This is a genomic window from Candidatus Woesearchaeota archaeon (assembly GCA_016928155.1).
GTDB lineage: Archaea > Nanobdellota > Nanobdellia > Woesearchaeales > JAFGLG01 > JAFGLG01.
Window position 1 is genome coordinate 128158 of sequence record JAFGLG010000002.1, and the last position, 25598, is coordinate 153755.

General features: G+C 45.6%; 31 protein-coding genes. 7 read left to right on the top strand and 24 right to left on the bottom strand.

The genetic code is table 11. The features are described 5' to 3' along the window. Position 1: 1 nt before the first annotated feature. The 3 genes from JW968_00885 to JW968_00895 form a co-directional block, all read right to left on the bottom strand. Positions 2–445: a hypothetical protein gene (locus JW968_00885; protein MBN1385514.1), complete on the bottom strand. Its 444-nt coding sequence runs from the start codon at positions 443–445 to the stop codon at positions 2–4. Between the two features lie 19 nt (positions 446–464). Continuing rightward, positions 465–1208 carry a hypothetical protein gene (locus tag JW968_00890; protein ID MBN1385515.1) on the bottom strand — a complete coding sequence of 248 codons (744 nt, stop codon included), beginning with the start codon at positions 1206–1208 and terminating at the stop codon, positions 465–467. A 203-nt stretch (positions 1209–1411) separates the two neighbouring features. Next, positions 1412–2932, bottom strand: coding sequence for a cobalamin-dependent protein (locus JW968_00895; GenBank protein ID MBN1385516.1), 1521 nt, complete (start codon positions 2930–2932; stop codon positions 1412–1414). Between the two features lie 99 nt (positions 2933–3031). Between JW968_00895 and JW968_00900 the strand changes: the two genes are divergently transcribed. Genes JW968_00900 through JW968_00920 form a run of 5 tightly spaced genes read left to right on the top strand, consistent with a single transcriptional unit; the run spans position 3032 to position 4700 of the window. Continuing rightward, positions 3032–3415: a hypothetical protein gene (locus JW968_00900; GenBank protein ID MBN1385517.1), complete on the top strand. Its 384-nt coding sequence runs from the start codon at positions 3032–3034 to the stop codon at positions 3413–3415. 4 nt (positions 3416–3419) lie between these two features. Then, complete coding sequence (locus JW968_00905; protein ID MBN1385518.1) at positions 3420–3974, top strand: DNA-directed RNA polymerase; 555 nt, start codon at positions 3420–3422, stop codon at positions 3972–3974. A gap of 7 nt (positions 3975–3981) precedes the next feature. After that, the gene (locus tag JW968_00910) at positions 3982–4167 is read left to right on the top strand and encodes a DNA-directed RNA polymerase subunit E'' (protein ID MBN1385519.1); all 186 of its coding nucleotides are present in this window, start codon (positions 3982–3984) and stop codon (positions 4165–4167) included. Positions 4168–4173: 6 nt separating this feature from the next. Continuing rightward, positions 4174–4509, top strand: a complete 336-nt coding sequence (locus JW968_00915; protein ID MBN1385520.1) for a hypothetical protein — start codon at positions 4174–4176, stop codon at positions 4507–4509. 5 nt (positions 4510–4514) lie between these two features. Next, positions 4515–4700 carry a 30S ribosomal protein S27ae gene (locus JW968_00920; protein ID MBN1385521.1) on the top strand — a complete coding sequence of 62 codons (186 nt, stop codon included), beginning with the start codon at positions 4515–4517 and terminating at the stop codon, positions 4698–4700. Here the strand turns inward: JW968_00920 and JW968_00925 are convergent. Beyond that, positions 4690–6432 carry a hypothetical protein gene (locus JW968_00925; GenBank protein MBN1385522.1) on the bottom strand — a complete coding sequence of 581 codons (1743 nt, stop codon included), beginning with the start codon at positions 6430–6432 and terminating at the stop codon, positions 4690–4692. The two genes, JW968_00920 and JW968_00925, sit on opposite strands and share 11 nt — an antisense overlap. A gap of 209 nt (positions 6433–6641) precedes the next feature. On the opposite strand from JW968_00925, the gene JW968_00930 reads away from it, so the two are divergent. Continuing rightward, positions 6642–7112 carry a hypothetical protein gene (locus tag JW968_00930; GenBank protein MBN1385523.1) on the top strand — a complete coding sequence of 157 codons (471 nt, stop codon included), beginning with the start codon at positions 6642–6644 and terminating at the stop codon, positions 7110–7112. Here JW968_00930 and JW968_00935 read toward each other — a convergent pair. From JW968_00935 to JW968_00980, 10 genes are all read right to left on the bottom strand, one after another. Next, the gene (locus JW968_00935; protein ID MBN1385524.1) at positions 7109–7552 is read right to left on the bottom strand and encodes an RNA-binding protein; all 444 of its coding nucleotides are present in this window, start codon (positions 7550–7552) and stop codon (positions 7109–7111) included. The two genes, JW968_00930 and JW968_00935, sit on opposite strands and share 4 nt — an antisense overlap. Beyond that, complete coding sequence (locus tag JW968_00940) at positions 7549–7767, bottom strand: hypothetical protein (protein ID MBN1385525.1); 219 nt, start codon at positions 7765–7767, stop codon at positions 7549–7551. Before JW968_00940 ends, JW968_00935 begins: the two co-directional genes overlap by 4 nt. Positions 7768–7804: 37 nt before the next feature. Beyond that, entirely contained in the window at positions 7805–10357 is a 2553-nt protein-coding gene (locus JW968_00945; protein ID MBN1385526.1) for a hypothetical protein, read from the bottom strand. Beyond that, complete coding sequence (locus tag JW968_00950; GenBank protein ID MBN1385527.1) at positions 10345–15345, bottom strand: right-handed parallel beta-helix repeat-containing protein; 5001 nt, start codon at positions 15343–15345, stop codon at positions 10345–10347. Before JW968_00950 ends, JW968_00945 begins: the two co-directional genes overlap by 13 nt. Further along, entirely contained in the window at positions 15342–15491 is a 150-nt protein-coding gene (locus JW968_00955; GenBank protein MBN1385528.1) for a hypothetical protein, read from the bottom strand. The genes JW968_00950 and JW968_00955 overlap by 4 nt, the downstream gene beginning before the upstream one ends. Before the next feature lie 243 nt (positions 15492–15734). Then, positions 15735–16100 (bottom strand): response regulator, encoded by a 366-nt coding sequence (locus JW968_00960; GenBank protein MBN1385529.1) that lies wholly within the window; start codon positions 16098–16100, stop codon positions 15735–15737. Between the two features lie 53 nt (positions 16101–16153). Then, positions 16154–18451, bottom strand: a complete 2298-nt coding sequence (locus JW968_00965; GenBank protein ID MBN1385530.1) for a GAF domain-containing protein — start codon at positions 18449–18451, stop codon at positions 16154–16156. 1 nt (position 18452) lies between these two features. Beyond that, complete coding sequence (locus tag JW968_00970) at positions 18453–19430, bottom strand: response regulator (GenBank protein MBN1385531.1); 978 nt, start codon at positions 19428–19430, stop codon at positions 18453–18455. A gap of 5 nt (positions 19431–19435) precedes the next feature. Next, complete coding sequence (locus JW968_00975) at positions 19436–19819, bottom strand: response regulator transcription factor (GenBank protein MBN1385532.1); 384 nt, start codon at positions 19817–19819, stop codon at positions 19436–19438. A gap of 11 nt (positions 19820–19830) precedes the next feature. Beyond that, on the bottom strand, positions 19831–20340 hold the full coding sequence (locus JW968_00980; GenBank protein ID MBN1385533.1) for a response regulator: 510 nt from the start codon (positions 20338–20340) through the stop codon (positions 19831–19833). 321 nt (positions 20341–20661) lie between these two features. Between JW968_00980 and JW968_00985 the strand changes: the two genes are divergently transcribed. After that, positions 20662–21234: a mechanosensitive ion channel gene (locus tag JW968_00985; protein ID MBN1385534.1), complete on the top strand. Its 573-nt coding sequence runs from the start codon at positions 20662–20664 to the stop codon at positions 21232–21234. On the opposite strand, the gene JW968_00990 is transcribed toward JW968_00985, so the two are convergent. The 10 genes from JW968_00990 to JW968_01035 form a co-directional block, all read right to left on the bottom strand. Then, a complete protein-coding gene (locus JW968_00990) occupies positions 21220–21519 on the bottom strand; it encodes a hypothetical protein (protein ID MBN1385535.1) in 300 nt (99 codons plus the stop codon). The genes JW968_00985 and JW968_00990 overlap by 15 nt on opposite strands. Before the next feature lie 41 nt (positions 21520–21560). Next, positions 21561–21815, bottom strand: a complete 255-nt coding sequence (locus tag JW968_00995) for a UPF0147 family protein (GenBank protein ID MBN1385536.1) — start codon at positions 21813–21815, stop codon at positions 21561–21563. Between the two features lie 5 nt (positions 21816–21820). Further along, positions 21821–22153, bottom strand: coding sequence for a prefoldin subunit (locus JW968_01000; protein ID MBN1385537.1), 333 nt, complete (start codon positions 22151–22153; stop codon positions 21821–21823). Continuing rightward, positions 22126–22371 (bottom strand): CTAG/PCC1 family protein, encoded by a 246-nt coding sequence (locus JW968_01005; protein MBN1385538.1) that lies wholly within the window; start codon positions 22369–22371, stop codon positions 22126–22128. The genes JW968_01000 and JW968_01005 overlap by 28 nt, the downstream gene beginning before the upstream one ends. 10 nt (positions 22372–22381) lie before the next feature. After that, the gene (locus JW968_01010) at positions 22382–22519 is read right to left on the bottom strand and encodes a DNA-directed RNA polymerase subunit P (protein MBN1385539.1); all 138 of its coding nucleotides are present in this window, start codon (positions 22517–22519) and stop codon (positions 22382–22384) included. Position 22520: 1 nt separating this feature from the next. Further along, positions 22521–22775: a 50S ribosomal protein L37ae gene (locus JW968_01015; GenBank protein ID MBN1385540.1), complete on the bottom strand. Its 255-nt coding sequence runs from the start codon at positions 22773–22775 to the stop codon at positions 22521–22523. 141 nt (positions 22776–22916) lie between these two features. Further along, a complete protein-coding gene (locus JW968_01020) occupies positions 22917–24029 on the bottom strand; it encodes a peptide chain release factor aRF-1 (protein ID MBN1385541.1) in 1113 nt (370 codons plus the stop codon). Between the two features lie 42 nt (positions 24030–24071). Further along, entirely contained in the window at positions 24072–24494 is a 423-nt protein-coding gene (locus JW968_01025; GenBank protein MBN1385542.1) for a HEPN domain-containing protein, read from the bottom strand. Continuing rightward, positions 24491–25030 carry a nucleotidyltransferase domain-containing protein gene (locus JW968_01030; protein MBN1385543.1) on the bottom strand — a complete coding sequence of 180 codons (540 nt, stop codon included), beginning with the start codon at positions 25028–25030 and terminating at the stop codon, positions 24491–24493. The genes JW968_01025 and JW968_01030 overlap by 4 nt, the downstream gene beginning before the upstream one ends. A 150-nt stretch (positions 25031–25180) precedes the next feature. Further along, positions 25181–25591, bottom strand: a complete 411-nt coding sequence (locus tag JW968_01035; GenBank protein ID MBN1385544.1) for a hypothetical protein — start codon at positions 25589–25591, stop codon at positions 25181–25183. Positions 25592–25598 lie beyond the last annotated feature (7 nt).

The window sequence follows — 25598 nt, forward strand, 5'->3', positions numbered from 1 at the left end:
CTCAATACATCCAGATGTATTTGGCGTATGCTTTTGCCTTCTCAAGCTCGCCTGCATCCAACTTCCCATGATCGTCTTCGAATAGATCAAGGTGCTTGGCCACAACATTCAGCCTTATCATCCTCATGAACTTCTCTATCCTCTTGCTCGCACTGCCGGCAAGGGTGTGCTTCAGCCTTAGCCCGAAAGCTGCACCAGCCTTGAACTGCACATTCTTCCCACGGATGTAGCTGAGGAATCCCATGACCTTGTTCGATGCACCCCAGTTCACTGTATCGCTCCCTATCAGGAAAAGATCTGCTGAGGTTATGTCCCTGTCGCTCACCTTGTCTATGGGCTTCTCAGATATGCTCATGCTGTTCCCCTTGACAGACCTCAGGGACTGCATCATTGCATCTGCCACTTTCTTCAGGACAATGCCATCATAGACGATGAGTATGTTCATTTTCTCCTTCTCATGCCTTTCAGTATTCGAATGGCTTTATGACAAGACCATCCTTGGAGAAATCCAGGAGCTGAAGGCCTGGGACGATCTTCGTCTTCCTCATCTTCTTTATCTCGACTGTCCTGTTCACGGTCTTGCCCATCTCCATCAGCTTGACCTGGATGAGGCCGTCGCAGGCGAACTCAGAGACTGTATCCCTGGTGAGATAATTCTCTGCCTGCGGAGAATCTGCAATGAAAAGGGTTGTCGCACCCAAGTCACTCATGCGTGCAACAAAGATATAGATGAACTGCTGGGTCTCCTCGCCCTGATTGAGCGCGCTCGGCTGGATCTCGGTTCTCGCAAACCTGGCCTTGGTCTTGACCTTGATCGGAAGCCTGTACATCGGGCCATTGATGGCAAGGATAGAAAGAGAATCCAGAACAACCCTCTGCGCCTTGATCCTCTTCGCCTCTTTCTCTATCAATGACATGATATCGACATTCGCCTCATCTATAGGCACCTTGAGGAATGAGACCCTATTCTTGTATTTGGCAAAATTCCAGCCGAACTGGACAGCCTGCTGCAAGAGATTCTGAGGCTTTTCCTCAATAGAGACATACAAGCCGTTCTCGCCTTTCTGGACACCTTCCCAGAGGAACTGGAGACCGAAGATACTCTTGCCAGTACCCGGACCGCCGCAAAGAACAATAGAACTCTTCTCAGGGAAACCACCTTGGATAAGCTTGTCAAGACCTTTTATCCCGCTGCTAACTCTTTTCATCTTTCCACCTCTTGGATATTGAATATTATATTCAGCTAATTCAGCTATTACTTATTAGGCTAGCATAGTCTGATTTAAATAGTTTTTGCAACATACTGCAAATTAGTACTGGAGAATAGAGAAAATTTCAATGAAATCTCAATCTGAAATATGGATCTAAAACATCAATCCAAAATATCAACCTGGAATATGAATCTGAAACATCAATCTGACTCCAGTTTTGACTTCACATGGCGAGAAAAAAACTCAAAGTCTGACTTCAACCCCTTCTTTTTTCTCCTAATATCATCCTCAGACATCTCATTGAATCTGGCATGGATCCTAAGCTTCTCCATTGAAGCAAAATATATCATCCCGGCAATATCCTTCCTGCTGAAAAAATCAGTCTCAAAACCAATAAGATCAGACCAGTGCCTGCTCTTCCTTATTGCCAGGGATATCTTCGACAAGGTGCTGAAATTAATCTTCACGCCAAACTTCTCAGGATCCCTGAACAATACAGAACCGGGATCTATCAGCATCAAGTAGCACATCGTAGCATAGACCGGATTTCCGACAAAATCATCCTTGTACTTCCGGGACATGCTGTACAATCTCGACATCATCCTCAGAGAATCCCTGACACCGCCCAGATCCTGGAAAGGCAATGGCGACATGAAAAAATATGACTGATGCACCTGATTCCTCGCAAGCAGGTGAAGCTGCTTCTCAATCTGGGCATTGGTATAATTGCGCCCGAGCCTCATCCTGAGACTCTCATCAGCAGTCTCCGGAGACATGGAGAAGCCCACATCAATCCCGGATCTTTTCCACATGGAGAGGAAGCCGGAATCCATGGGGAAGAAAAGCTCTCCCCTCAGCACCACATCAAGCCTCTCATTTTTCAGCTCTGAGAAGAATGAATCCAATGCTTTCCGGGGAAGCAGCCTCAGATCACCGTACAAAAAAATGTAGTCCCTGCCGATGCCCTTGAGCGCCCTGAACTGGCTGACAATATCCTTGATATCAGGATGAGAGACTGATCTGCGGCAGAAATTCGATGCATAGGAATCCTTTGATCCCCCACAGAATACGCAATCCTGGGTACAGCCCCTTATCATCGGTATGTTCGCCCGCCTAGCAGAAAAATCATCCTTCTTCTCGACGACAAGATCATATCTTGAATAATTGAAAGCCTGGGACCTTGGGACAGTGATCCCTGCTTTCCCGGATCCTGCTCTGGATCCCATCATGAGATTGCCCGGGAAAGCCTTCCTCTCGCCCAAGAGATATCTCACGATGTCAATGATCCTATGATCGCACTCAGCAAGTATTATGCCATCGACAAAACCAAAACGAGCCATGATCTCCTGCCTGAAAAATGTCGCAGAGAGGCCGCCCAGCACAACAACCGAATCAGGATATCTCCTCTTAAGATAGGAAGCCAGCTTCAAAGCAGAATTCGCATGCACGCTCCAGTGCAGTGAGATCGCGAAGATCCTAGACCTGAACCTGGAGAAGAACCTGTCCAAATCAATCTTGATATCCTTATCCTTGCAGAAAGAAGCAAGGTTGAGGATCCTTGTCTTATACCCAGCCATGTCAACCTGATCTGCAAGATTCAGCAGGCCCACCGGAAAACTCGGGAACTGGTTCCCGTAGCCAGTCTCAGAATCCAGGAATCCGGAGTATCCTGACCTAGGACTGATCAATGCAGGAGGATGAATAAAGAGGATATCATACATCCTTCCCCTTATCTGATCATACAATAAAAGAATTTGGGTTACAGGATTTGTATTATGGCATCAATAAATTATATAAAGACAGGTTGCAGGCAATCAGTGATGGAGAAGATAGTGCTAGACACAAATTTTGTCATGATCCCTGCTGAGTTCGGCATCGATGTTTTCAAAGAGATAAGGAATTGCTTGGATTGCCAATATAAGCTTTTTATTGTCGATAAAACAATCAAAGAGCTTGAAAAAATTCTGGAAAAGGGAAAAGGGAAAGAAAAAAGCTCTGCAAAGCTCGCTCTGGACCTCATAAAAGCAAAAGCTTTAAATATAATCCCAATGGAATCACCAGAATATACGGACCGCTTGCTCTTAGACTTGGGGGAAAAGGGATATATAATCGCAACCCAGGACAAAGAACTGAAAAGAAAACTCAAGGAAAAAGGAGCGAAGGTATTGACATTGAGACAGAAGAGAACAGTAATCTTCGGGTGAAAAAATGTTTTACAAGACAGAACTTCAGGATCACATAAGGGTGCCGCCGAACCTTTTCGGACTGCCAAAAGAGGAAGCAGTGATAAAGCAGATAAAGGCACAGTATGAAGGATACATATCAAAAGATCTGGGCATAGTGATTGATGTGTCGAGCGTAAAGGCTATCGGAGAAGGGGTCATCATACCCGGAGACGGCGCAAGCCACTTCGAGACGACATTCGAGCTGCTCGTGTTCAAGCCAGAGCTCCAGGAGATCATATTCGGAAGAGTGAAGGATATCGCTGACTTCGGCGCATTCATGAACATAGGCCCTATCGACGGCATGATACATATCAGCCAGTCGATGGATGACTTCGTGAGCTTCAGCAAGGACAAGACCCTGCTCGGAAGGGATACGAAAAGGAGCCTGAAGGTCAATGACAAATGCAGGGCAAGGGTCATAGCAGTCAGCTACAAGGACATAACAAACCCAAAATTCGGGCTGACCATGAGACAGCCTTTCCTCGGAAAACTCGAGTGGATGGATGAGGATACGAACAATCCCAAGAAGAAAAAATAGGTGACTTATGAAAAAGAAGGCATGCAAGAACTGCAAGATCTTTGTCGAAGGCGACGAATGCCCGCTCTGCAAGGGCTCCAACTTCACCACGACCTGGAAAGGGAGACTCTTCATACTCGATGCGAAGAAATCGCAGATTGCAGAAAAAATCAGCGCGAAAGTCAAAGGCGAATACGCCATAAAGACAAGGTAGATGAAAATGGATGTAGAGGTACTAAAGGAAAACGAGACACCGTTGCTTTCAAGGAAAAGATACACTCTCAAGATAGAGAGCACAGGAGCCACACCATCAAGGAAGGAGCTCATCAAGGCAGTGTCTGCAAAGATCAAATCAAACCCAAACCTGACAATAATCAAGCATATTTACCCGCAGTTCGGAGGGAAATACACTAAGCTCATAGCCCATGTCTACAAGGACATGGATGCGCTTGAGAAGATCGAGCATGAGTACCTGATAAAGAAGCACAAGGACGAGAAGAAAAAGGATGAGAATCCTGCCCAGGCAGACGCCAAGCCTGCTGAAGCCAAGGAGTGATCAAGATGGCAGACAAGAAAGGCAAGAAAGAGAAGAAGCCATTCAACAGATACAAGATGTACAAGATATCAGGCGACAAGCTCGAGAGGAAGAACAAGACCTGCCCGAAATGCGGCTCAGCAAGCTATCTTGCAGAGCACAAGAACAGGCTCAGCTGTGGGAAATGCAACTACACTGAGTTCAAGAAGTGACCTTTCTGAGAACCTTATATGCAATCTTTTCCTGCCCAAAGGCTGTCTTGGCAAGCTCCCTGTTGAGTATCTCAAAACTCCCATTAAGCCCATTGTTGTTCTTAAGGAAAGAAATATAACCGCCTGCCCTAGGATTAAGAAGTATATCCCCTTCAGCTGTCGAGAGTGAACCATTATACCTACCTTGTGACATCTGTCCGAAATACCTTCCGAAGAAATCATTCAAGGAAGCATCTTGAAGGATGCCATTCAGATCGACATCACCATCCAGCATACATAGCTTGAGCCCAAAATGATGAGTCCTCCTGTAGAGTCCTCTGAGTTCTCTCTCAAGCCTGGCAAGCTTTGAGAAGTCCTTTATCGGGTCGCCAGCCACCTTCCACCTGACCCCAATCATGGTATCATAAACATCGATATCAAAATTAGCGAAAGGCCCGAGGAAACCATCCCTGATCTGCCATATCCTGTCATTGATATCCTTCTTGTCCTCAATGCCATGTGTATTGAGCCTGTAAACAAGAACATACTGGCTGCCATAAGGCACAGTAGGTATGTTGACAACCACGCGAGGAGCCCCATTCGCAACCTCTGCCAATTCCTTATTCATCTCCTCAGACTCAGCCAGCCTTATCCTGAGCTCGCTTATCTCACGCTGATACCTATCAGTCGCTTCTTTTATCTTAGGCGCCATGATCCTCTCAGGGACCTCCTCTTTGTGCAATCTCTCGAGCTCCTCTGTAAGCTTAAGAAGGATTCCATGAGATTCATCCTGCTGTTCGGAAAGATCACGAACCATGGCCTCAAGATCAGAGATCCTGCCCTCCTTAATCTCGAGCGCCTCCACAGCATCACCATGCATCTGCATCAGCGCGGCATATTGTTCAGCAACACCAGCCAGTCCATCGAGCCTTTCGCGGGCAGACTCCAGCTCAACCTGGGCAGACTCAAGCTGCTTCCTGAGACCTTCATCACCATCGCTTGCTGAGAGAGCCTCACTCAGAGCTCTGCTATATTTAGCTTCCAATTGCGCCTTCTGCTTGGCCAAAGACTTCTTATGGGAATCCATCACCCGCGTGTACGCATCAATGTCTGCTTTGCGACATTCCTTGAGATGATTGACAGCGCCTTCAAGGACTTCCACTCTCTCCCTGCTTGCAAGATATAGGCTGACTGACATGTCCAGCAGCATATGGAAAGGTAGATAAGCTATCCCTGTGTCATTGTCTATATGGGCTTCCTGGAAAAATGAGAAAGGCACATGAGAGGAATCCTGCACAATCAGCTGCTTCTGATAGTCAAGATATGGAACCACTATATTGGAATAAAGACCAAACCTCTCTTCCATCTTCTGGAAATCAGGCAAGGTGCGACCAGATCCATGCTCTTTCACTGTGGCAAACCTGCAGACAGGGACATATCCAACAATGCTTGACAAATCAGGCCTGGCATCTGAAGCAGAAACAGATGCATCCTGCGCAGAAGACTTCTTCCCAGACAGCTCTTCGACACCGATCCCACGTCTCAGAAATATCTGGGTCATACTCTCCCCATCATGCCCTTTGACAGATTCCTGGACAGAGCCATCAGGGAGAATCATGTAATTCATTGTCTGGGTATCAATCCTGGATGGGTTCAACCTATCATCTATAGAAGAGACACTAAGATGCGATGTCTCAAAAACCGGGATATCTTCCGGCTCAGCATTCTTTGGTTTTTTCTTTTTGGGATCCATTTTAAGCATGCATCAATGCATTTATAGCAGGTCTGCGCATATAGTACATTGGCTCATTATTTAAATCTTTCGTTAAGTTTGTCACTCCAAAGTAAGTAAAAATGTTGTTACACCCCGTAACAACAGAATACTATAAAATTTCTATATTGTAAATAATATAAAAGCAGATTTGCCCAATATTTAAAAAGGATGATACATGAAACAGGTCCATGCAAAAAGCAAGAATACTGAACACAAGAGAGACCAAACAGATAATGAAAAAAATCGAAGAGCAGTGGGGTTTCAGAGGAGACCTGAGATATACATTCATACAGAATGAGAGGGACAAGATATTTGTCATAACCAACGACCTCAAACTGCTTGAAAAACCGGAAGACCTGAGGATAGATTCACTAGGACTCTATTTCGGAGAATTCAAGAACAACGAGCTCAGGCTGTCAATAGAAGGGAGCCAGATGATCGGACCAGGAGCCACCCATGATGTGATCGATCTCACGCGCGCCCAGATGATACAATGGTTCAAGGGGGATGACATCGAGATGGATATCGGAGGAGAACCGAGATATGTCATCATGAGGCATGAGAAAGACTTCCTAGGCACAGGAAGATACAAAGAAGGCAAGATACTGAACTTCGTGCCGAAGGCAAGAAGGCTTGACTACAAATATGCGGAAGATTAGGAATTCCAGATCCTGTCGCCGACATAATGGATGTTCCTGATGACCTTCCCCTTATCGATCCGCTTCATCTCTCCGGAAGAATACTTCGCCTGGCCGACCGCAAGCGGCTTGCCGTGCTTCTCATCAACAACCAATACCAAAGCGCCATCATGGAAATCATCAAAAGATACGATGCCTGGACGCATGATGTCAGCGCCGGAAGCGACAAATTTCACAGCACCCATGTCGACGACAACCCGGGACATCCGGATGCCCCTGCTGATTATGGCCTTCAGGGTAGGCAGGATGATATCCCCTGACACAAGACAGACAGGCGCACCATCAAGCAGGATAAAATCATCAACCTGCTCAACCTTATCCTTCTTAGAAAATGAAAGGCCAAAAGGAGACAGCCTCTGACCCAGCTCTCTCTTCTCGGAATTGCTGAAAACCTTCCTCATTTAAGGGAGTCCTCTAAAGGCTTCTTCTTCTCCTGCTGCATCCTCTGAGCCTCCTTCTCCAGATCAACACCAAGATTCTTGAGCTCCTTGATGTGCATCTGCATGAGCTGCTCAACAATGCCGACAATCTTCAGAAGCTCCTCGCGCTCCTTCGCCAGAGTGCTCAGAGAGCCCTTATGAAACCCAATCTGCTCATCTTTTGAAATATCAGCCATATTATCACCTTCTCCTTGGATTCATCCAGGGTTTATATTATTTCTCCTTCCTCATAAGCTCTTCAAGACGCTTGTGGATATTCATTATCGATTCCTGGGCAACACTCCTGTATGAATAGATATAATTGCCCAGCATGCCCACAATGACAACCAATGCTACTGTAGCCATCAGGACCTGATTCTTTGTCTTGTGGTCAATGCCACTGAACCATTCCTTTATCTCTGCACGGCCCTGCTCTGAGAAAAGCATCCCGAGATTCGGGAACTTCCTTGCAGTCGGCCTAGGAGCCTCCTGCTCAGGAACAGGTTCAGGCTGCTTCACAGGAGGAGGAGCACCTGTATCAACACGCTTGGCAGGAGCGGATTCCTTTATGATAGATTTATCAGCATCTTCTGTATCATCTTCTTCATAACTTTTTGGACAGTCCTCAGGACAGGTAGTTGAATCCTCATTACTATCACATGTCCCATCACCGCAAGTCCCTATCCCTGGTTCGTAATCGCCACCGCCACCGCTACTGCAATCTGCAGGACATGAGCTTGAAGTCTCTCCTGAACCACAATAATTGTTTCCGCATACCTCAGTGAAACTCCTTGTCTCACTATTCCCTGAATGACCACCCTGCGCAATGCACCTTATGTCCCAGTAACGGTCTACTATTGTCGGGGTATAAGTTATGAGTGTCGTGACATCCTCCTGTGTTGAGACATTTGTGGCCTTCTTGACGCCATTGACATACAAGCTGCAATTTGTCTCATCCAGCCTATCAGAAATGCTGAAGACAAATTTATTAGTCGTGGTATTCCAGAGCACATCATCATCGGGCCAATCCAGGTACACACAGAATCTGTCTCCCAGCAGGCTATATGAATTATTCACCCCTCCCTCAGATATGTACTTCGTATTATGGCAGATCAGATTGTCGCTGACAGTCGTGTTATAAGAATCACGCGTCAAGATCGCAGTTGATGAATTCTGGATCGTATTTGATGTTATGGATGCGAATGTCGAGTTCTGCAGATAGACACCCTGATTCACATCAATTATATTCTCAGAAATCTCCAGATGATCAGTCCTATTAAGGAAAAAACCAAATGTATAATTATGCAGTGCACAGTCATGCAAGGATATATTCGTCAGATTGATAATATGGAATGCAGAGCCTGAACCGTCACCTGTCAAGGATGCGCCATTGCATTCCACGGTGATTCCTGACAAGGTGATGTTGAATATCCCGTCAAGATTCTTGTCAACCAGACTATAAGACCCAAGACAGAGAGTGATGCTCCTGTTGACAAGCAGATCATCATATGGCGAGAGGGTGTCAGAATCATAAGGGGCACAGTCTGTCGGATCAGGGTCGCCGTCACTGTCTGAATCAAGGGCGGTCAAGGAGATATCCAATGAGTAATCTGAAATGTTAAATCCGGCAGAATTCATGGCATAACCACCTGCAGTTGTATTCATGGTATATAAACCCACATACAACGCGTCAGATACATTCACAAAAAATCCGGTCAAGAAAGGCACATCCACATACCCATTTGAATCTGATATCTTGGAAAATGCCACTCTTCCCAATCCATCCCATGCAACCACATTTGCATCCCCGACAGGCAATCCTTCTGTGTCATTCACATGAATATCAACATATTCTTTTACATGCACCTCATAATCCCCCTGTTCTATATCAATTTTGGAATTATTCACTGATGTGTTCACCAATGAAAGCACATGGGTTCTTGCGAACGAATTCGGATTTGTGATATAGACATCCTTAGTGGCACCACTGAATGAACTATCAAATGCAGATATATTGCCGAATTGCCCTATACCATTCAGGCCATACCTACTTCCTGCAGCCTGAATATTATGCATCTGCATTGAATTGAACCTACTGATCGGATTTGATGATGCACTAATGGCTATATTGATCCCGTCTCCGACATTCGCTATCGCCACAGAATTCTTAAATACAACATCACTTATCACATATCCGAATTGGATTGCTGCATAAGCAACATGAATCCCACTATATATGGAGGTAAGGTTGTCACCATAAAAGTTATTAGTGCCAATAATAATGGGATAATTATTGCCAGAGGAATTCACAAAGACATTTGACATGTTCAGGCTGTTGTTTAGGTCAGTACCCAAAAACTCCATTGTGCTGTCTGTCCTTATGCCAGAAACAAAGAAATCAATAGGCTTATACACATAAATGCTTTTGCTGTAATTGTATATATCACAATCAAGTATTGTCACATTATCTGAACCAGATTCTGAATAGATCGCATATCCTGACATATTGCCCCGAATCAGAGAACCATTGCAGTCGAGCACTATGTCGCTTGCATTGATTATCATAACACCATTGTTGCCGGTGTCATTCACCTGATAGACAAGGCCGCAGAGGACTGTGTCATCGTTTATGTAGGTGTCATCATCGGTAATATTAATGCATGCCAAGGCAGAGGTCGAGAATACAAGAGTGAATACCATTGCAGCAATCAACAGTGCAAATCTTGACATGCTTCTCATCTTCTTCAACCTCTTTTTCGAATAATCCTGCATCATCATCTTCTCCATCTTGTGCTCCAGGAGATCTTACCATCAGGCCCTATCTTCATGAAGTACTTTATCCTCTTCATCTCCTTCTTCAGCTCAAACGGAATCTCCTTCTTGGTATAGACCCTCGGCCTGAAATGCTTACTTGCAGCAACAAGAAGGTCAGATGTCTCCCTGCTTATGCTGTGCTTCTTCGACAGCTCATGGGATATCCTGCTCTGCTCAGGCGTGAGCTTATCAACTCCCAAATTCTTTATGCCTTTATGAGGACGCACAACACGGACTTTAGGCACCCAAGCAAGCTTCTTGAGCTTCAGCAGAGCATCAAATGAGGCCACATCCATGAATGCCTTAGGCGCCATGACACCAGGGGACAGGATGAACAGCAGAATCGCTATCGTGAGAAGCACTGTGCCCATGAACCTGTTAGGGAGAGGAGTAGGCTCTTCTATCACAAAGCCCCTGTCAGCCTCATGCCCTCCATCTTTGGTCTCTGGCTCCTCGCGGATCCCTGAATCAAAGAAACCGCCCTGCTTATGCTCTGGCTCATGACCAGGGCAATAACCGCAATCCTGAGGACAGGACTCACATGTCTCTCCGTCATTGCATATCTCATCAGGGCATTCAGGGAAATAAGTCAGATGCACGCCGCCACCGCCCTGGCAAACACCGCAGTCCTGAGGACAGTTCGAACATGTCTCAGAGCCGAAACATATCCCGTTCCCGCAGTGCTGGACAGGCCTGGGGCCAAGATCATTGACTGTGCCTGTGACATCAGCACCATTTGTGAAATTATAAGGATAATCCAGACCGGAATCACCATAGCCATCTGAATCTGAATCAGAAATATCCAGCGGAGCCGCAAGGATGTCGCTCCAATAGTTGCCTCTCGGCGTCCCTGTCGAATTATCATAGAACAGATTAGAGCTGTTGTCTGCAGAGGCCTGCAGGGTGTTTCCCTGGAAAGTGTTTGCGTGAATAATATTATCTACTGACAATGATGTTATGTTAATGCCCACAAGGTTCTCAATCATCAGATTGCCCCTGATGATGTTGAGATCAGAATCCTCAAGCAGGATGCCCTCTGCGTCATTATACCTCACAGTGTTGTTGGTGACATTATTAGAATCAGCGCTGTCAAGATGGATGCCCGGTCCTACGCTGTATTCCACAATATTATCGCTGATATCATTGCCTGAAGAAGCCACATAGATGCCTGAATCAGCCCCCTGGCTCAGGATGACACTGTTGCCTGTCACAGCATTCCCGCTAGAATAGAGCACAATGCCATCATTAGAGCAATTCATGAAAGTGTTATCCTCGATCACTGCGCCGTCCATATACACAATGACTCCATCACCGGCATTCTCAATGTAATTGCCCTGAAGCACAAAATCAGAGGTGTACACCTCAAGGTTGGCCATCAAAGAGCCGCCAAAATCATAGCCGCCGTCGATAAGTCTGGAATTCTTTATCAATAAGCTCGAGCCATCATCTGCGGTTATCACAAAGCCAGTCTTATGATACCCTCCGGGAGTGCCCGGATTCCAATTGCATCCACTGACAGACAGGCAATTCAGCTCGTTCCTAAGCTCATTACATGATAATGGCCGACATGGAACTTGCCCGATGGGACAGAACCCACTTGTCTGGACACATCCCAGAGGACATGACCTGGCACAACCTGGACATAATGCTGTACTTAAACCGCTGCAAAAACCATCTGTCCCCGGGACATAGACTGTAGGATTCAGAGTTGTGATTATGGATGCATCATCCTCTGTGAGCGGATCATTGTCTGCATCATCAAGAATCAAAGTGCCTCCGCTCTGGACAGTCACACCGAATTCTCCTGGATAAGAGCTGTCGATATAAATCGTGGTGTTGCTCAGATTGAGCGTCCCGCCGGATTGTATCACAATATCATAATCCGCAGTACATATCCCATGACTGATGCTGCAGACACCATCGATAATTCCCGAGTTGTTGTAAAGGCAGAAACAATTATCTGTGATGACAAGATCTATGACAGTGCCCTCAGAGATGGTCATGACAGAGTCAATACCGACGAGGCTGACATTCGGCTGGAAACCCGCCTTTGACGCGACTATCCTGTGGGGATTCATATCAGAGAAAGAACCGTCATTCTCCACCATGTATTCATAAGACATGAATTCAGATGTGATCCCTGCAATTGAGGTCAGACCTGAATATTTCTGAACAACAGATGAATCAGGCTCATATACCTCGACTGAAGCGTCTACGATGTAATTGCTAGACTGATCCATGACACGCACCTGCGAGGTCCACTCCTGGAGCTGCTGGCCAATGATGTTCGAGCCTGAACAGAAATCATTTGAGGCATTCATATCGGACCATGCAGTGACCGGCTCTGCGTCCAATGAATGGACGGCATATTCCTGATTATGGCAGATAGTGTTGTCCAGCACCACAATATTCGGAGCCAGCAGATAATCATGATTGAATATTCCGCTGCCTCCATTGGAATTGAGGGTGCTGTTGGTCAGATTTGCCAATGAACCAAGTGAGAAAACACCATGACCTGTGCTGTGAGAGACGGAATTCATGACAAAAGAGGCGCTGGAATTCTCCAGATAAACACCGTCCAATCCGCTCCTGTTGATATCATTATCAGTCAGGTTCGAATATGAATCCACGAGAACAACACCATAAAACAAATTACCCAGGATCATGTTGCCTGTAAGATTGAAATCCGAATCCAACAGATATACACCATACCGCACATTTCCGGAGATGTTATTTCCTATCAGATAATGGCCTGATCCCACTGCATACACGCCATCGGCACCATTAACAGTGATATTATTATCTTCCAGACTCGAAGAAGAGCCTGTCAGCCTGACACCGCTGACATCATTAGAATAGATGAGATTACCTGAAAGATTGCACCTGGAATCAGCAGAATCCACACCATCCCCTGTGTTGTCAATGATATGATTGCCTATTAAAGAGGCATTTGATACTGAAAGCGACACACCATCTCCAGCATTCCAAATAATATGATTATCAGTGAGGTTGAAATATGAATCAAGAAGACTTACCCCAGCCCCATCGTTATGAGAGATGGTATTCCCTGAAAGATTGCACCTTGATCCGGCCGAATTAATCCCAATCGCGCCATTAGAAGAGACATTATTATCCTTGAACACCAATCCAGAGACTTCAATATAGATGCCATGGATACCACCGCCGATTATTGAATTGCCATCAAACACAGCACCCTCTGTCGAGGACACAAACAAGGAATAACTCACCCCGCCCACCAGAGTATTATTCCTGAAGATGCTGTCATCACCGGAATACACCCTCATGTTCATCTGGTTATCGCTGAAACTGTTATGGGCAAACAAATCCCCGAGAGTACTGTTCACATCCATCCCAGACAATGAGCTTCCTTTCAGCGTGTTGCCCAGGAACGATGAATTGCTGTGCATGAGATTGTTATCCATTAAGATGCCTATGGAATTATTTTCAGCTGTGTTATCCGATACTGTCAGATTCCAGACATCCCTGAAAGAAAAGCCTGAATAATCATTCTCATATGCAGAATTCCCTGAGATGAGGCTGTCATTGCATCCGGAAAGAAAGAACCCATCTGCTGTATGATCATAAAATGAATTGCCTGATATCTCCATATCCACCAAGCCAGATCCGTACAAGCCTCCCCTATTATTCGAGAATATCTCGTTATCGATGATACTCCCGGACGAATCAAACACCTTCAGACCATAAAATTCATCATCCCATAACCGGTTATTAATCACTGAAATGTTATCTGAAATGTTTATATAAACGCCGCTTGAACCCAAAGATAGATGACCATCTTCTGAATTGCTGTATATATCATTGGATGAAATGACTGAATCATCAAAATTAATAAAATGCATCCCAAAAAAGCGGTTATCCCACACATCATTATCATGGATATAGGTCTGCGAGGAACCAGTCCCACGTATCCCATATTGTGAGTTACTAAAAATATTGTTTCGGGTTATATTTGTGTTATCGGCATAATCAAGGTTAATCCCATTATTGCAGTCTGAAATATTATTCTCAATTAAGGCATTATGGTGAATAGTATTAGTTATTCTGATCCCAGAATTAACACCATATATTGTGTTTGATCTTATTGTCACATTGTTTGAATTTATCCCAAATTGCATACCCTCTCCTGTCCCATTATGGATCCTGTTCCCGGAAACAAGGCTATCTGTCACATTAGATACAAAGATACCAAAACCGACAAAACTTGATATGTTATTATCAATTAAATTCAGATCAGGGCAGTTGTGTATCTGCACTCCCCCCCCAGACAGATTATATAACCTGTTGCCTTCTATTATTGGATTATCCGAATCATGTAGGATAAAAGCATAAACGACATCGAATATCTCATTCCTCTTAAGCACAACAGAATCAACATACCTGGCATATAATCCATGGTAAGGCGCTTGTGTCTGATTACCCATCCTGCTCAAAAAGGAATCCTCCATCCTGAGATTACCATACCACACCTGCATATAAGCAGAGTAATCCTGATCATATGTCGATATGAAAGAACCATCCAGTATTGTCAGATTGCCACCATTGGAATACATACCATATTCACAGTCAAATGAGTTGTTGAAAAGTATGGTCGTGTTTGACATCCCCAGTATGCTGCTGGATACTCTGAGATCACCATTCAGGATTATCCCTGTATCCTCACAAAAGGTGTCAGAATTGACAATCCAGTCTCCGGAAGCAGGTGGCTCGATGCCTGTGCAGTCACCTGCATCATACAATACAGTGAAACCACTGCCTGATGCAGAAGAGCCTGTCATGATGGACCTGCCTGTATGGAGGTTTGCAGGCCTCTCCACGACAATGGTCTGATCGGCTGCATTGCGGTCTGAATCGAACATGAAAGGTGCGCTGAATGCAAGAACTGCAAGGACAACCAGGAGAATCATGCTTAAAGTCCTCATTTTATCCAACCTCTGCCCTCATCTTTCTTCTGCTTGATGAGGAACTCAAATCCATGGGAGCGGTTCGCGAATATCTTCTCAGAGATCCTCTTGTCCAGCCACTCGAGAAGCTCCCTGTCAATCGACACTGTTATGCGTTCTTTCATTTTTTAGACCAGTATAGGCTAGTGCATACTAATACTTAATTATGTAGTTTTTGTATTAAGTAATATTTAAATGTATCTATTTGTATAATTATGTACTAATTAGTAATAGATAATAAGAATAATACATATTAGTACATACTTAAATATCATTATCTATCTTTTTAGAAGGAAACAGGAAAACAGGGGCATATAGAGAAAGAAGGGGAAGAGAAAATAGGAGGAATAAATGAAAAAACCGCAGAATCAGCCAAAAACCGATTTAGCCCTCCTAAGAAGGTCTTCAGGATCAAACGGCTTTGTTATGTAATCAGCGCTGCCGCCCAAAGAGAGGGCCTTCATCTTGTCAGACCATTCTCCCTTTGCTGTAAGGAATATTATCGGGATGCTTTTCATGGCCTCATCGCGCTTCATGACCCGCATTGTATCATAACCATCCATCTGAGGCATCATCACATCAAGGAGGACAAGACTGGGCTTATGCTTCCTTATCACATCAAGCGCCTCCTCCCCTGAAAGGGCGCCATGAACCTCAAAGTCATCCTGCAGCGTCATCTTCACCAGATTCAGGATATGCTGCTCATCATCCACAACCACAATCTTTCTCTTCATAACAACACCTCCTACTTCTTGATCATCCATCATTCACTCAAATCAAAAAAACATCATATCTCCGGCGGGCAGAAGACATGCCAGCCCATGCTATCATTCCCCTTAACAAAAGGGCAGTCATCATGGCTGCAGTCGATATGCTCCCAGCAAATCTTCTCCTCAGGCATCTTATCAGTCTTCCTCAGAGGCAGGGCAAAGCTTATCATGGTGCCGACACCGACCTTGGACTTGACTGCAATGAAGCCATTATGCAATCCGACAAGCTCCTTGAATATCGCAAGACCCAGGCCTGTGCCTCCCTGAGACCTGGTGAGCTTCGAGTCGACCTGATAGAACCTCTGGAACAGCTTGGGTATCTCAGAGCCCTCGATGCCAATGCCTGTATCTGACACGCTTGTGACCAGAAACTTAGAGGTCGGCTTCACTGATATCTTGACAGTGCCTCCTTCATCAGTGAATTTGATTGCATTTGAAACCAGATTCGTGAGCATCTGGTCTGCCTTGTGCTTGTCTGCATAAACCTTCGGAAGAGCAGGCGGCAAATCCTTCTTTATCACAATATTCTTCTTCAGGGCCTGATGGATCATCCTGTTGTTCACAGAATGGATCACCTTGGCCATGTCTATCTTCTCCCTGTTGAGAGACATCTTCCCTGACTCGAGCTTCGAGAGGTCGAGTATGTCATTTATGAGAGCGGCGAGCTTGTCAGACTCTGTGTTGATGATCGAGAGGCATTTCCTCTGCACAGCATTGTTCTTTATCCTGCCCTGGAGCATGAGCGATGCATAACCCTTTATGCTGGTCAGGGGCGTCTTGAGCTCATGGGAGACAATGCTCACAAAATCAGACTTCAGCCTGTCAAGCTCCATGAGCTTCTTGTTCTTCTCCTCAAGCTCCTTTGTCTTGGCCTCGAGCTCCTTTGTCGCCTGGAAAATCTCCTCCTGAAGCGTCTTGTTGAAATTATCGACCTTATGGTAAAGACGGGCGTTCTCTATGGACATAGCGACACTGTTTCCGAGCACCTGCAGCTCAGAAAGCTTGCCCTCAAACTCATTCAGCCTGTCGCTCTCGACATTCAGTACACCTATAAGCTTGTTATGGACAAAAAGGGGAACAGCAGCCTCTGACTTCGTATCAGGAGAAGCACGGATATATCTCTTGTCCTTATCCACATCATTGATCACCAGCGGAAGGCCCTTCTTGGCGACCCAGCCTGTGATGCCCTCACCTATCCTGAGCCTTATCCTGCTCATGACAGATGTATCATAACCGTCTGATGCGACAGTCATCAGATAACTCCCTTTCCTGAGCAGGATGGCAGTCCTCCTGCCGCCCAGAAGCCTCAGGGCCCTGTCAAGGATTATATTGAGCACCTTGTCAAGACGCAATGTGGAGCTCATAGCATGACTGATCTCCAGCAGGCTCTTGAGCCGCTCGGTGTCCCTCTTGACAGTCGAATAGAGCTTCGCATTCTCTATGGCAACTGCAGCCTGGCTGGCCAGGATAGTCAGCAGAGATTTCTCGTCATCATTGAACCTCCTACTGCGCTTCGTGTAGATGTTCAGGGCGCCGAGGGGAGCTGTCTTGGAGACAAGAGGGACAGAAAGGAAAGATGTCAGGCCTGCCTTCTTCGCAATAGCCCTGTGCTGGAACCTGTTATCATTCTGCACATCAGGGGATTCCTGTATCCCCCTTGTCATTATCGCCTTACCTGTAAGGCTTCCCTGCAACAGGACCGGATCCTTCTGGATATACTCCTCTCCAAGATTATAGACTGACTCGACCTTCAGATTCTTCTGGGACTCATCCAGGAGGAGTATAGAACAGACATCCACCCTGAAAAGCTTGACAATCTTTATTATTATCAGGTTCAGGACCTTCTCAATATCAAGAGTGGCAGCGAGGGTGGATGACACATCCTGGACAGCAGATATCCTCCTCAACTTCCTCTCATTCTCCCAGAGAAGATTCTTCTCCTCAGTCACATTGTTCCATTCAATCAGCACACCCTGATAGGCCCTGCTGACAAAAATAGGATTGAAACAGCACTTGAAGAAAAAATCCCTGCCACCCGCAGACAGGGTCAGCTGGGTGGTGAGCGTTTTCCTCTTCTTCGAGAATTCCCTGAACGACTTCATGAAATTCTCATCATCTATGCTGATCCCCGGATTCCCGATGAAATCAGAACCGAGCACATCCTTCCTCGACAGCTTCAGAATCCTGAGCGCAGAGCTGTTGATGTTAGAGACCCTGTCCCTGCTGTCCAATATTATGACAGGATGGCTCATATTCCTGATCAGGATATCGTCAGGGATGTTCATCATGCCACCCTTCCTTGATCTGGCCGCCATCTTATCCCATCGCCTCGATCGCCTTCATTATCCCTGAGCCGCTGAACTTCTTCATACCGAGGGCAATCCTATCCCTCACTGCAGAGACATCCTGGCCATTGTACACGAAAGGAATGAAGCTCTCGAAATCCTCCATGATGCCCTCCACAAACCGCTCTTCCCTACCTGTCAGGACACAGAACCTATTCCTGCCCATGGCTCCTGCGAAAGCTATGCTGCCCTTGTGGCCGTCAGTCCTGTGCGTGAAGAGATTAGAGACAAGCCTCTGCACCTCATTCGACCTCTTGTAGCCGAAGCTCTCCTGGAACTTGCCGATATTATTGAGAGTGAACACATAAAGCCTGGCATCCTCCAGCGGCACCCTGCCCAATAAGGAGATGAGCTCCTTCCTGGGATCGACACCTATGGACCTCCCAAGATCCGAAGAATCGAACACAGACCTCACCATGGCCCTCAGCTCTCCAGGATCAAAAGGCTTGACAATATAATCCTCAGCACCGACATCAATGCCGTCCATCTTCTCCGCAAGCTTCCCTTTGGCTGACAGGAACAGGACAGGGATGTGGGCAGTCGCCTTGTTAGACTTGATCTTACGGCAGACCTCATATCCGTCTATGCCAGGCATCATGATATCAAGGATGACAAGATCCGGAGACCCGAGATAGACCTTCTCCATGGCATCAAGCCCTGAGAAGGCTTCCAGGACATCATGATCATCGCCGATCGTGAGCTTCACCAGGTCCACAATATGGGGTTCATCATCAACAACAAGCACCTTCTTCCTGCCGCCTGACCTTAGCTTCCATATCTTAGCCTGCGCAACAACAGAAAAATCTATCTTGCCCTCTGACCTCAGCACCTGGAGATATTTGGAGACAGTCAGCCTGTTGTGGCCGATGCCCTTCGACAGCTCAAGGCTGGAAGCGCCCGGATTCTCATTCAGGTACCTCAAAACCTTCCCCTTTATGCCTTCATCCAAATTTATCACCTTTTGACATCCAATCTCCCTGCAAAAAATGAATCCACCTTATTCCTGAGAAGCTCAGGCTCAAACGGCTTGGGGACATAATCAATCACTCCAAGCCTTCTCGCCCTGTCGACGTCATCCTTGGAATGCTTTGCACTCAGGATGATGACAGGCATATCCTTTGTCCTGAGGCTGGACCTCAGCTTCTCGAGAAACGCGAACCCGTCGATCTTCGGCATCATCAGATCAAGTATCACCAGGTCAATATCATCTGACATCCTCTCTATGGCTTCCATGCCGTCCTTTGCAGTGACAAGATCATACGACTCCTTCAGCACCATCTCCAGCAGAAAATTTATCGCGAACTCGTCATCCACGACCAATATCTTCTTCCTTAGCAAGCTGGTTTACCTCAGATCAGATTCTGCTGGATCTTCTCGATAAGCTCGGAAGGCTCGAAAGGCTTTGTCACATAATCTATAGCGCCTGAATCGATGCCCTCGAACTTGTCTACAAGCTGGTCCTTCGCAGACAGCATGATTATAGGTATGTTCCGTGTCGCCGGGATGTCCTTCAGCCTCCTGGTGACCTCGAAGCCGTCAAGGCCGGGCATCATGATGTCCATGGTTATCAGGTCCGGCTGCTCTCTGATTGCCATCTCTACAGCCTCCTCGCCGGTATAAGCGCCGAGGATCGTGTACTGATCGCTCAGGCTCATCTTTATGAGATCAACTATGTGCGGCTCATCATCCACGACCAATATCTTCTGCTTGTGCGATCCCACCCTGATGTTCTCCTTCTGCCTGTCAAAAATCTCACTGATGCTCTCGGGCTCATACATCATCGCCGACAGCTCATTGAGTGTCCTGCTCCTCATCTTCTTCCTGTAGAGCTTCTTTGCCTCATTAACCGAAATCTTCATCTCCACCACCCCTTTCAGCATACTGATCATTTCAGTATACAGTTATGATAATCATAATTGTATATGAACTTAAAAAGGCTTTGGCAAATTTTTTGTATATGAAAAAAAATAAAACTTTTTCCACTCTGAAGTTAACACATTATTAAGTGTATAAACAAACTAGATATGAAGCATATAAACAGACTATGAAACATAAACAAACAAAACAAACCTTGTGCATATAACCAAACTTAGATATGCCACAAACAAAGAGAAGAACAGAGGGCGAAACAGCCTGATAATTGATAACACTTATAACTTATGACATCCCCGGGTGATGCAATGGGGGTCTTTGAAACACTTGAGAATGCACTGAATGGTTCAGTGGAATTCATAAGGGAACATTTCGGAAACCATCTCATAGCCATACTCATACTGTTCATCGGCTTATTCATAGGAAGATTCTTCGAGAGGCTCATACACAAGAGCCTTTCAGAGATAGAGCTCAACAAGATAATCAGGAAAATCATAATAACAGAATCAGATTTCGAGAACCTGATAGCAAAATCCGTGAGCTACCTGATATACCTTGTCAGCGTGATCCTGTTCCTCGTCAAGATAGGGGTTGTGAAGACACTGTTTTGGATAATCGTGGTGATAGCAGCCCTGCTCGCCATATCATCCCTGCTGTTCGGGGTAAGAGACATGATCCCGAATCTCTGGGCAGGATTCTTCATCGGCAGAGGAAAGAGGCACAAGACAGGAGACAGGATAAGCATAGGCGATGTCGAAGGCACCATAAAAAAATTCTCGATAACAGACGTCGTCGTGGAGACCTATGATGGAAACCTCATGCACTTCGCAAACTCCAAGATAGGCAAGGAATTCAAGATAAAGAAGCTAAAGAAGAGTTAGGCTTGCGACCGGCGTATATGTGACTGTACCAGGCTTCCTGTAGGCGAGCCTATAACCTGACATACCATCACCAGTGACTGAAAGCGCATCCACACCTGCCAATTTGGCCATGGCCAGAGCAACAATCCCATGGAAAGGATCCCCCTTACTCGGGGAGAAACCGAGGGCCTGCTCAAGATGGGAAATATTATCATATTCCCCTGAAAGAGGCTTCAACTTTGGGTCAGCCGGCAAAAAATACAGGGGCCGATTAGCCGGAATCCCAGCCTCATTCCTTATCCTCAATATACCACCCCAATGCAAGAATTCAATAATCCAATCCGGATTCAATTCCCGTTGCCGAGCATCTCGAGCATAGAAACAAGATTCCATATCTGGGTCCGGGTATAAGACTGGAGGTTAGTGTCGTCAGCGACCTCCTCGATCTCTGTCAGGGCCTTGTTTATCCTTATCGAGAGCTCAAGATCCTCCTTCAGTATATCTATGATGGTCTCAAGCTTTGATTTGACGTTCTTAGGGACAGTATTATCCTCAAGAAGCTCGTGAATGACCTCGACAATGCCGCTTATCTCCTCTTCCATATTAATCACTTCTTCTCCTTCCTGATGGTCTCCATCACTTCAGTCTGGACAGACTTAGCCTTGTCTTTCAGAGAATTCTCCTGCTTCTCGATGTTCTTGATCCTCAGATTCAAAATATCCTGCTTCGACCCAAGCTCCTCCTTAAGGGGCTTCTTGTCAGCAGCAACCATGATGTTGCCCACGATCCTGTATGCCTTATCGGTCCTGTCAAGCTCGCTCAGCGCTGACTCGACCTCCATGAGCTGGGCCTGAAAACCCTGCTTCTGAGAAAGGAGCTGATGCATGCTCTGCTCGATCATGGTCAGCTGGTTTATCTTCTGTTCTGTCTCCTTGTCCATGTCAAAGCACCCATCTTCTCATAAACTATGATATATTTGCAAATCGTGTTGAGCGTAATCCTGAGGGCAGTCGCATCCTCGGCGGTTATCCTGAACTTCAGGAGGCTTCCCTTCATCTCCACCCTGACAGATGACCTGTCCTTGTCCCTCAGCTCCTTCTCCAAAACCTTCCAAAGCCCGTCTACTTCCCCACGCACCTCAATCTGGGCAGAGTACATCTTATCTTGCTTACCTTGCCTTGACCTTCGTGAGCGAAGTGCGAGGCTTGAACAGGATCTTGCTTCCGCAATAAGGGCATCTCACCTTCTTCCTCAGAAGCTCAGTCGAGATCTCCTTGTGGCACTGGAAGCATTTGTAGAGAACCATTTTATTCTTCAATCTCCTCCAAAGATCTGAGAGCCGGAACCTTTGTGACAAAATAAGCCTTGCTCGTGAACTTAGAGAGGCACTTGGAGCAGAAGAATATGCCTGCCGCCTCCCTCTTCACCTTCAGAGAATTGCAGTAAGGGCATTTCTGCCTGGCCTTCTGAACCTTCTCAACATCAGCCACCTTGGCCCTGATCTTCCTTCCATACCTCGGACCAAATCTCCTAACTGACCCGAAACCTTTCTTTGAAGCCATCTCGATTCTCCCTCAGTCCACAGCATGCATATATAACAATGAATTATTATGGACCTTGGAAAAAAGGCACCCCTTTATAAATATTATGAAATAATGAATCATTTTTAAATACATCTAAAACGCGTCCAAAAGGCTCCAGACCTAGAAATTCGCCTCATATCTCAGGATTGCGGCAATCTTGCCAAGATCCCTGAGCTGAACACCCTCCCTTGTGTCAGTGCTGATGATCTTCACCTCAGAAGAGAACTTCCCGGCAATCTGAGAGAGCTCCTCGATCATCCCCTCCTCCAGTTCCTCAGACAAAAGCAATGTAGCCACAGCACCTGCCTCAAGCATCCTCTTGGTCTCATCATACCCATAAGCCACAGACTTCTGGGATGTGGCAAGAAGCTCAAGGAACTTCGTGACTATCTGCTTCTCCTCTGCGACCTCCTCCTTGGCAAGCACATCCTGGCACTTGTCAAGCAGCTCCTGCAGGCCGAACTCTTCGGTATAAGAAAGATCCTTTATCGCGAGGATCTTCTTCTTGAGATCATTCGTTATGAAATCACCGTCGACAAACTCATACTTAGTCGGACCGGGGCCGCCGATCAGGATCCCTTTTATCTCAGTCAGCTTCGGAAGGAACTGGTCCTTCATGTAATCGCCGACCCTCCTGTAGAAATCCCTTGCAGAGAGCTCCCTGTTGGCTGCAAACCTCGCAGCAGACTGCCCGCCCGCCCTGAATTTCCCAGGAACCTCAGAATGAGTCTTCACCAGGGGGATTATCGCCTTGCCTTTCAACAATGCTACAATGCCGTCACGCCTGTCCATCACAACCATGCCATAGATCTCTTTCTCCTCAACCATCTCCCTGAGCGGATCAAGAACAAATTCCTTGTCACAGCGATAGACCCTGATGTTGAGCGGAACCGGAGGCTCAATGGACCAGACCTGCACATTAGGCTGGCCTTCTTTCTCAGAAATATTGCCTGCAAATGCTGCAAGGCCATGCTCCGGAGTCTGCTTGAAAAGCTTGAGATGCTGGATCATCCTCTCAAGAGCGCTGATGACATTCTTCCTTGTGCCGGCAGATTTGATATTTGTGGCAGTACCCTGCTCCTGGAAGACATGATTTATGATCTTATTGAGATCATAGCCGGCAGGAATATAGACTGTGACAAGCTCAGTATGCCTGCCCCTATAACGTTCTATCTCCTTAATGAGTTTCTTCAGCCTGAAGCGCTGTTCAGGGGTTATCTTTAATTCTGCCATACCATAAACCAAAAACCAGCCATATATAAATTTTAGTGTGTTTTATAAAGTCTTGATAAGTCTGTCTAACCGCTTATTGAACTCTCTGGCCACATCCAGAATATGCTGAGCAATCTCTTCAGAATAAATATAATGATAATCAGCACCTTCCCTGCTGTCAACAGCCGCGTTGAAATCATTTACGAAACGGGATTCAAGCTTCCCTTTTTTATTCAAATCTTCCAGAACAACTCCGATTGCGAAATGCCTTCTTTCCTTATACCCTAACCTGAAAAGCAGAGCCCTGCCAGAATGAAACATCGAGTAATAACTCTGGATGATGCTCCACTTGAAATCGAGTTCAGTGAATGCCTTGCCTGCTTTCTTCATGTCATAACCTGCTTCAACCAATTCTTTCTTTATCAGATTTGGATCTATACCTATCCTGACTAAGAATCCTTGCTCCAGACACTCTTTGATGTTCATTGCAGCAAAATCTTGTCCTTTTCCACTCTCTCATAAAACGCAGGATCTTTCCTTGCGACAAAGGACCAATCCAATGACGTGAAAACAGAAATATTAATCTTTCTCCTGATTTTTGATGAAATTTTCGAGAAATCTGAAATAATTCCTTCTTTTCGCTTATTGCCGATGATCAAAATGTCAATATCACTATCCTCTGTGTCTTCTCCTCTTGCGCAGCTTCCATACAGATAAGCGGTTATTTCATGTTTTCTGCTAATGATTCTTATTTTTTCAAGGAGAAGGAGGTTATGCAGGATCTTCAGCTGCTTCACAATAATATTCTCTCTGTTAAGCCAATGAAGATTAGTGACTCCTATCTTTTTTATTCTTATCATGTCTTTTCTTATCAACAACCCAAGCCATTTGATCATAGTAGCTTTTGAAATCTTTATCTTTACCCTCAATTCTTTCTGAGAATATTGGGCTGTGGGATTCTCAAGCAAGAAAACAAGTATTCTCATTGCATTCTTTTCACCTAATATCTCAGCCATGCCCATAATTTGATATAGGAATAGGTATAATTATTTAAACCTTTTGGTTCAATTTGATGAACCTATGTTGCAAGGGATGTGAAGTTTGCAAACAGTATTAAGAGCATTAAAGAAGAAGAGAAAAAAAGGAAAATAATTATTTCTTACGCTACAAGCCTAGAGTGGATTATAATACGCCATACAAGTATCATAGGAACCACCCATATACCAACAGTATACATATTTCTTGTAGCAATCCCAAAATCCAGTGCAACTATGTCCTCGATAAAGAGGAGCAGAACATCCATAACATTGATTATAACATGCATCATAGTATTCTGGACTGTATTCACCATCACAAGTTTCAACACAGTCTGAACAAGCCATCCCAGATGCTACAACCTTAGGTATATAATTAACTTGCCCTAATACATCTCCACCTAGATCATCAGTGACTGGAGCCTGAATATAGCTGACTGTCGGGGTTGCTGCTGGCCCTTTACCTGTAATCAGCACAACCAATGCAACAATTGCAACTATTGCAACAATCGCAAGATATGCAAAACTGCCTTTTGATTCAACTTCCATCTTTTCA

Excerpts from the sequence above, each read along its gene's own strand:
- JW968_00885 (MBN1385514.1), bottom strand. The coding sequence starts at position 445 with ATGAACATACTCATCGTCTATGATGGCATTGTCCTGAAGAAAGTGGCA.
- JW968_00890 (MBN1385515.1), bottom strand. The coding sequence starts at position 1,208 with ATGAAAAGAGTTAGCAGCGGGATAAAAGGTCTTGACAAGCTTATCCAA.
- JW968_00895 (MBN1385516.1), bottom strand. The coding sequence starts at position 2,932 with ATGTATGATATCCTCTTTATTCATCCTCCTGCATTGATCAGTCCTAGG.
- JW968_00900 (MBN1385517.1), top strand. The coding sequence starts at position 3,032 with ATGGAGAAGATAGTGCTAGACACAAATTTTGTCATGATCCCTGCTGAG.
- JW968_00905 (MBN1385518.1), top strand. The coding sequence starts at position 3,420 with ATGTTTTACAAGACAGAACTTCAGGATCACATAAGGGTGCCGCCGAAC.
- JW968_00910 (MBN1385519.1), top strand. The coding sequence starts at position 3,982 with ATGAAAAAGAAGGCATGCAAGAACTGCAAGATCTTTGTCGAAGGCGAC.
- JW968_00915 (MBN1385520.1), top strand. The coding sequence starts at position 4,174 with ATGGATGTAGAGGTACTAAAGGAAAACGAGACACCGTTGCTTTCAAGG.
- JW968_00920 (MBN1385521.1), top strand. The coding sequence starts at position 4,515 with ATGGCAGACAAGAAAGGCAAGAAAGAGAAGAAGCCATTCAACAGATAC.
- JW968_00925 (MBN1385522.1), bottom strand. The coding sequence starts at position 6,432 with ATGGATCCCAAAAAGAAAAAACCAAAGAATGCTGAGCCGGAAGATATC.
- JW968_00930 (MBN1385523.1), top strand. The coding sequence starts at position 6,642 with ATGCAAAAAGCAAGAATACTGAACACAAGAGAGACCAAACAGATAATG.
- JW968_00935 (MBN1385524.1), bottom strand. The coding sequence starts at position 7,552 with ATGAGGAAGGTTTTCAGCAATTCCGAGAAGAGAGAGCTGGGTCAGAGG.
- JW968_00940 (MBN1385525.1), bottom strand. The coding sequence starts at position 7,767 with ATGGCTGATATTTCAAAAGATGAGCAGATTGGGTTTCATAAGGGCTCT.
- JW968_00945 (MBN1385526.1), bottom strand. The coding sequence starts at position 10,357 with ATGGAGAAGATGATGATGCAGGATTATTCGAAAAAGAGGTTGAAGAAG.
- JW968_00950 (MBN1385527.1), bottom strand. The coding sequence starts at position 15,345 with ATGAGGACTTTAAGCATGATTCTCCTGGTTGTCCTTGCAGTTCTTGCA.
- JW968_00955 (MBN1385528.1), bottom strand. The coding sequence starts at position 15,491 with ATGAAAGAACGCATAACAGTGTCGATTGACAGGGAGCTTCTCGAGTGG.
- JW968_00960 (MBN1385529.1), bottom strand. The coding sequence starts at position 16,100 with ATGAAGAGAAAGATTGTGGTTGTGGATGATGAGCAGCATATCCTGAAT.
- JW968_00965 (MBN1385530.1), bottom strand. The coding sequence starts at position 18,451 with ATGGCGGCCAGATCAAGGAAGGGTGGCATGATGAACATCCCTGACGAT.
- JW968_00980 (MBN1385533.1), bottom strand. The coding sequence starts at position 20,340 with ATGAAGATTTCGGTTAATGAGGCAAAGAAGCTCTACAGGAAGAAGATG.
- JW968_00985 (MBN1385534.1), top strand. The coding sequence starts at position 20,662 with ATGGGGGTCTTTGAAACACTTGAGAATGCACTGAATGGTTCAGTGGAA.
- JW968_00995 (MBN1385536.1), bottom strand. The coding sequence starts at position 21,815 with ATGGAAGAGGAGATAAGCGGCATTGTCGAGGTCATTCACGAGCTTCTT.
- JW968_01000 (MBN1385537.1), bottom strand. The coding sequence starts at position 22,153 with ATGGACAAGGAGACAGAACAGAAGATAAACCAGCTGACCATGATCGAG.
- JW968_01005 (MBN1385538.1), bottom strand. The coding sequence starts at position 22,371 with ATGTACTCTGCCCAGATTGAGGTGCGTGGGGAAGTAGACGGGCTTTGG.
- JW968_01010 (MBN1385539.1), bottom strand. The coding sequence starts at position 22,519 with ATGGTTCTCTACAAATGCTTCCAGTGCCACAAGGAGATCTCGACTGAG.
- JW968_01015 (MBN1385540.1), bottom strand. The coding sequence starts at position 22,775 with ATGGCTTCAAAGAAAGGTTTCGGGTCAGTTAGGAGATTTGGTCCGAGG.
- JW968_01020 (MBN1385541.1), bottom strand. The coding sequence starts at position 24,029 with ATGGCAGAATTAAAGATAACCCCTGAACAGCGCTTCAGGCTGAAGAAA.
- JW968_01025 (MBN1385542.1), bottom strand. The coding sequence starts at position 24,494 with ATGAACATCAAAGAGTGTCTGGAGCAAGGATTCTTAGTCAGGATAGGT.
- JW968_01030 (MBN1385543.1), bottom strand. The coding sequence starts at position 25,030 with ATGGGCATGGCTGAGATATTAGGTGAAAAGAATGCAATGAGAATACTT.
- JW968_01035 (MBN1385544.1), bottom strand. The coding sequence starts at position 25,591 with ATGGAAGTTGAATCAAAAGGCAGTTTTGCATATCTTGCGATTGTTGCA.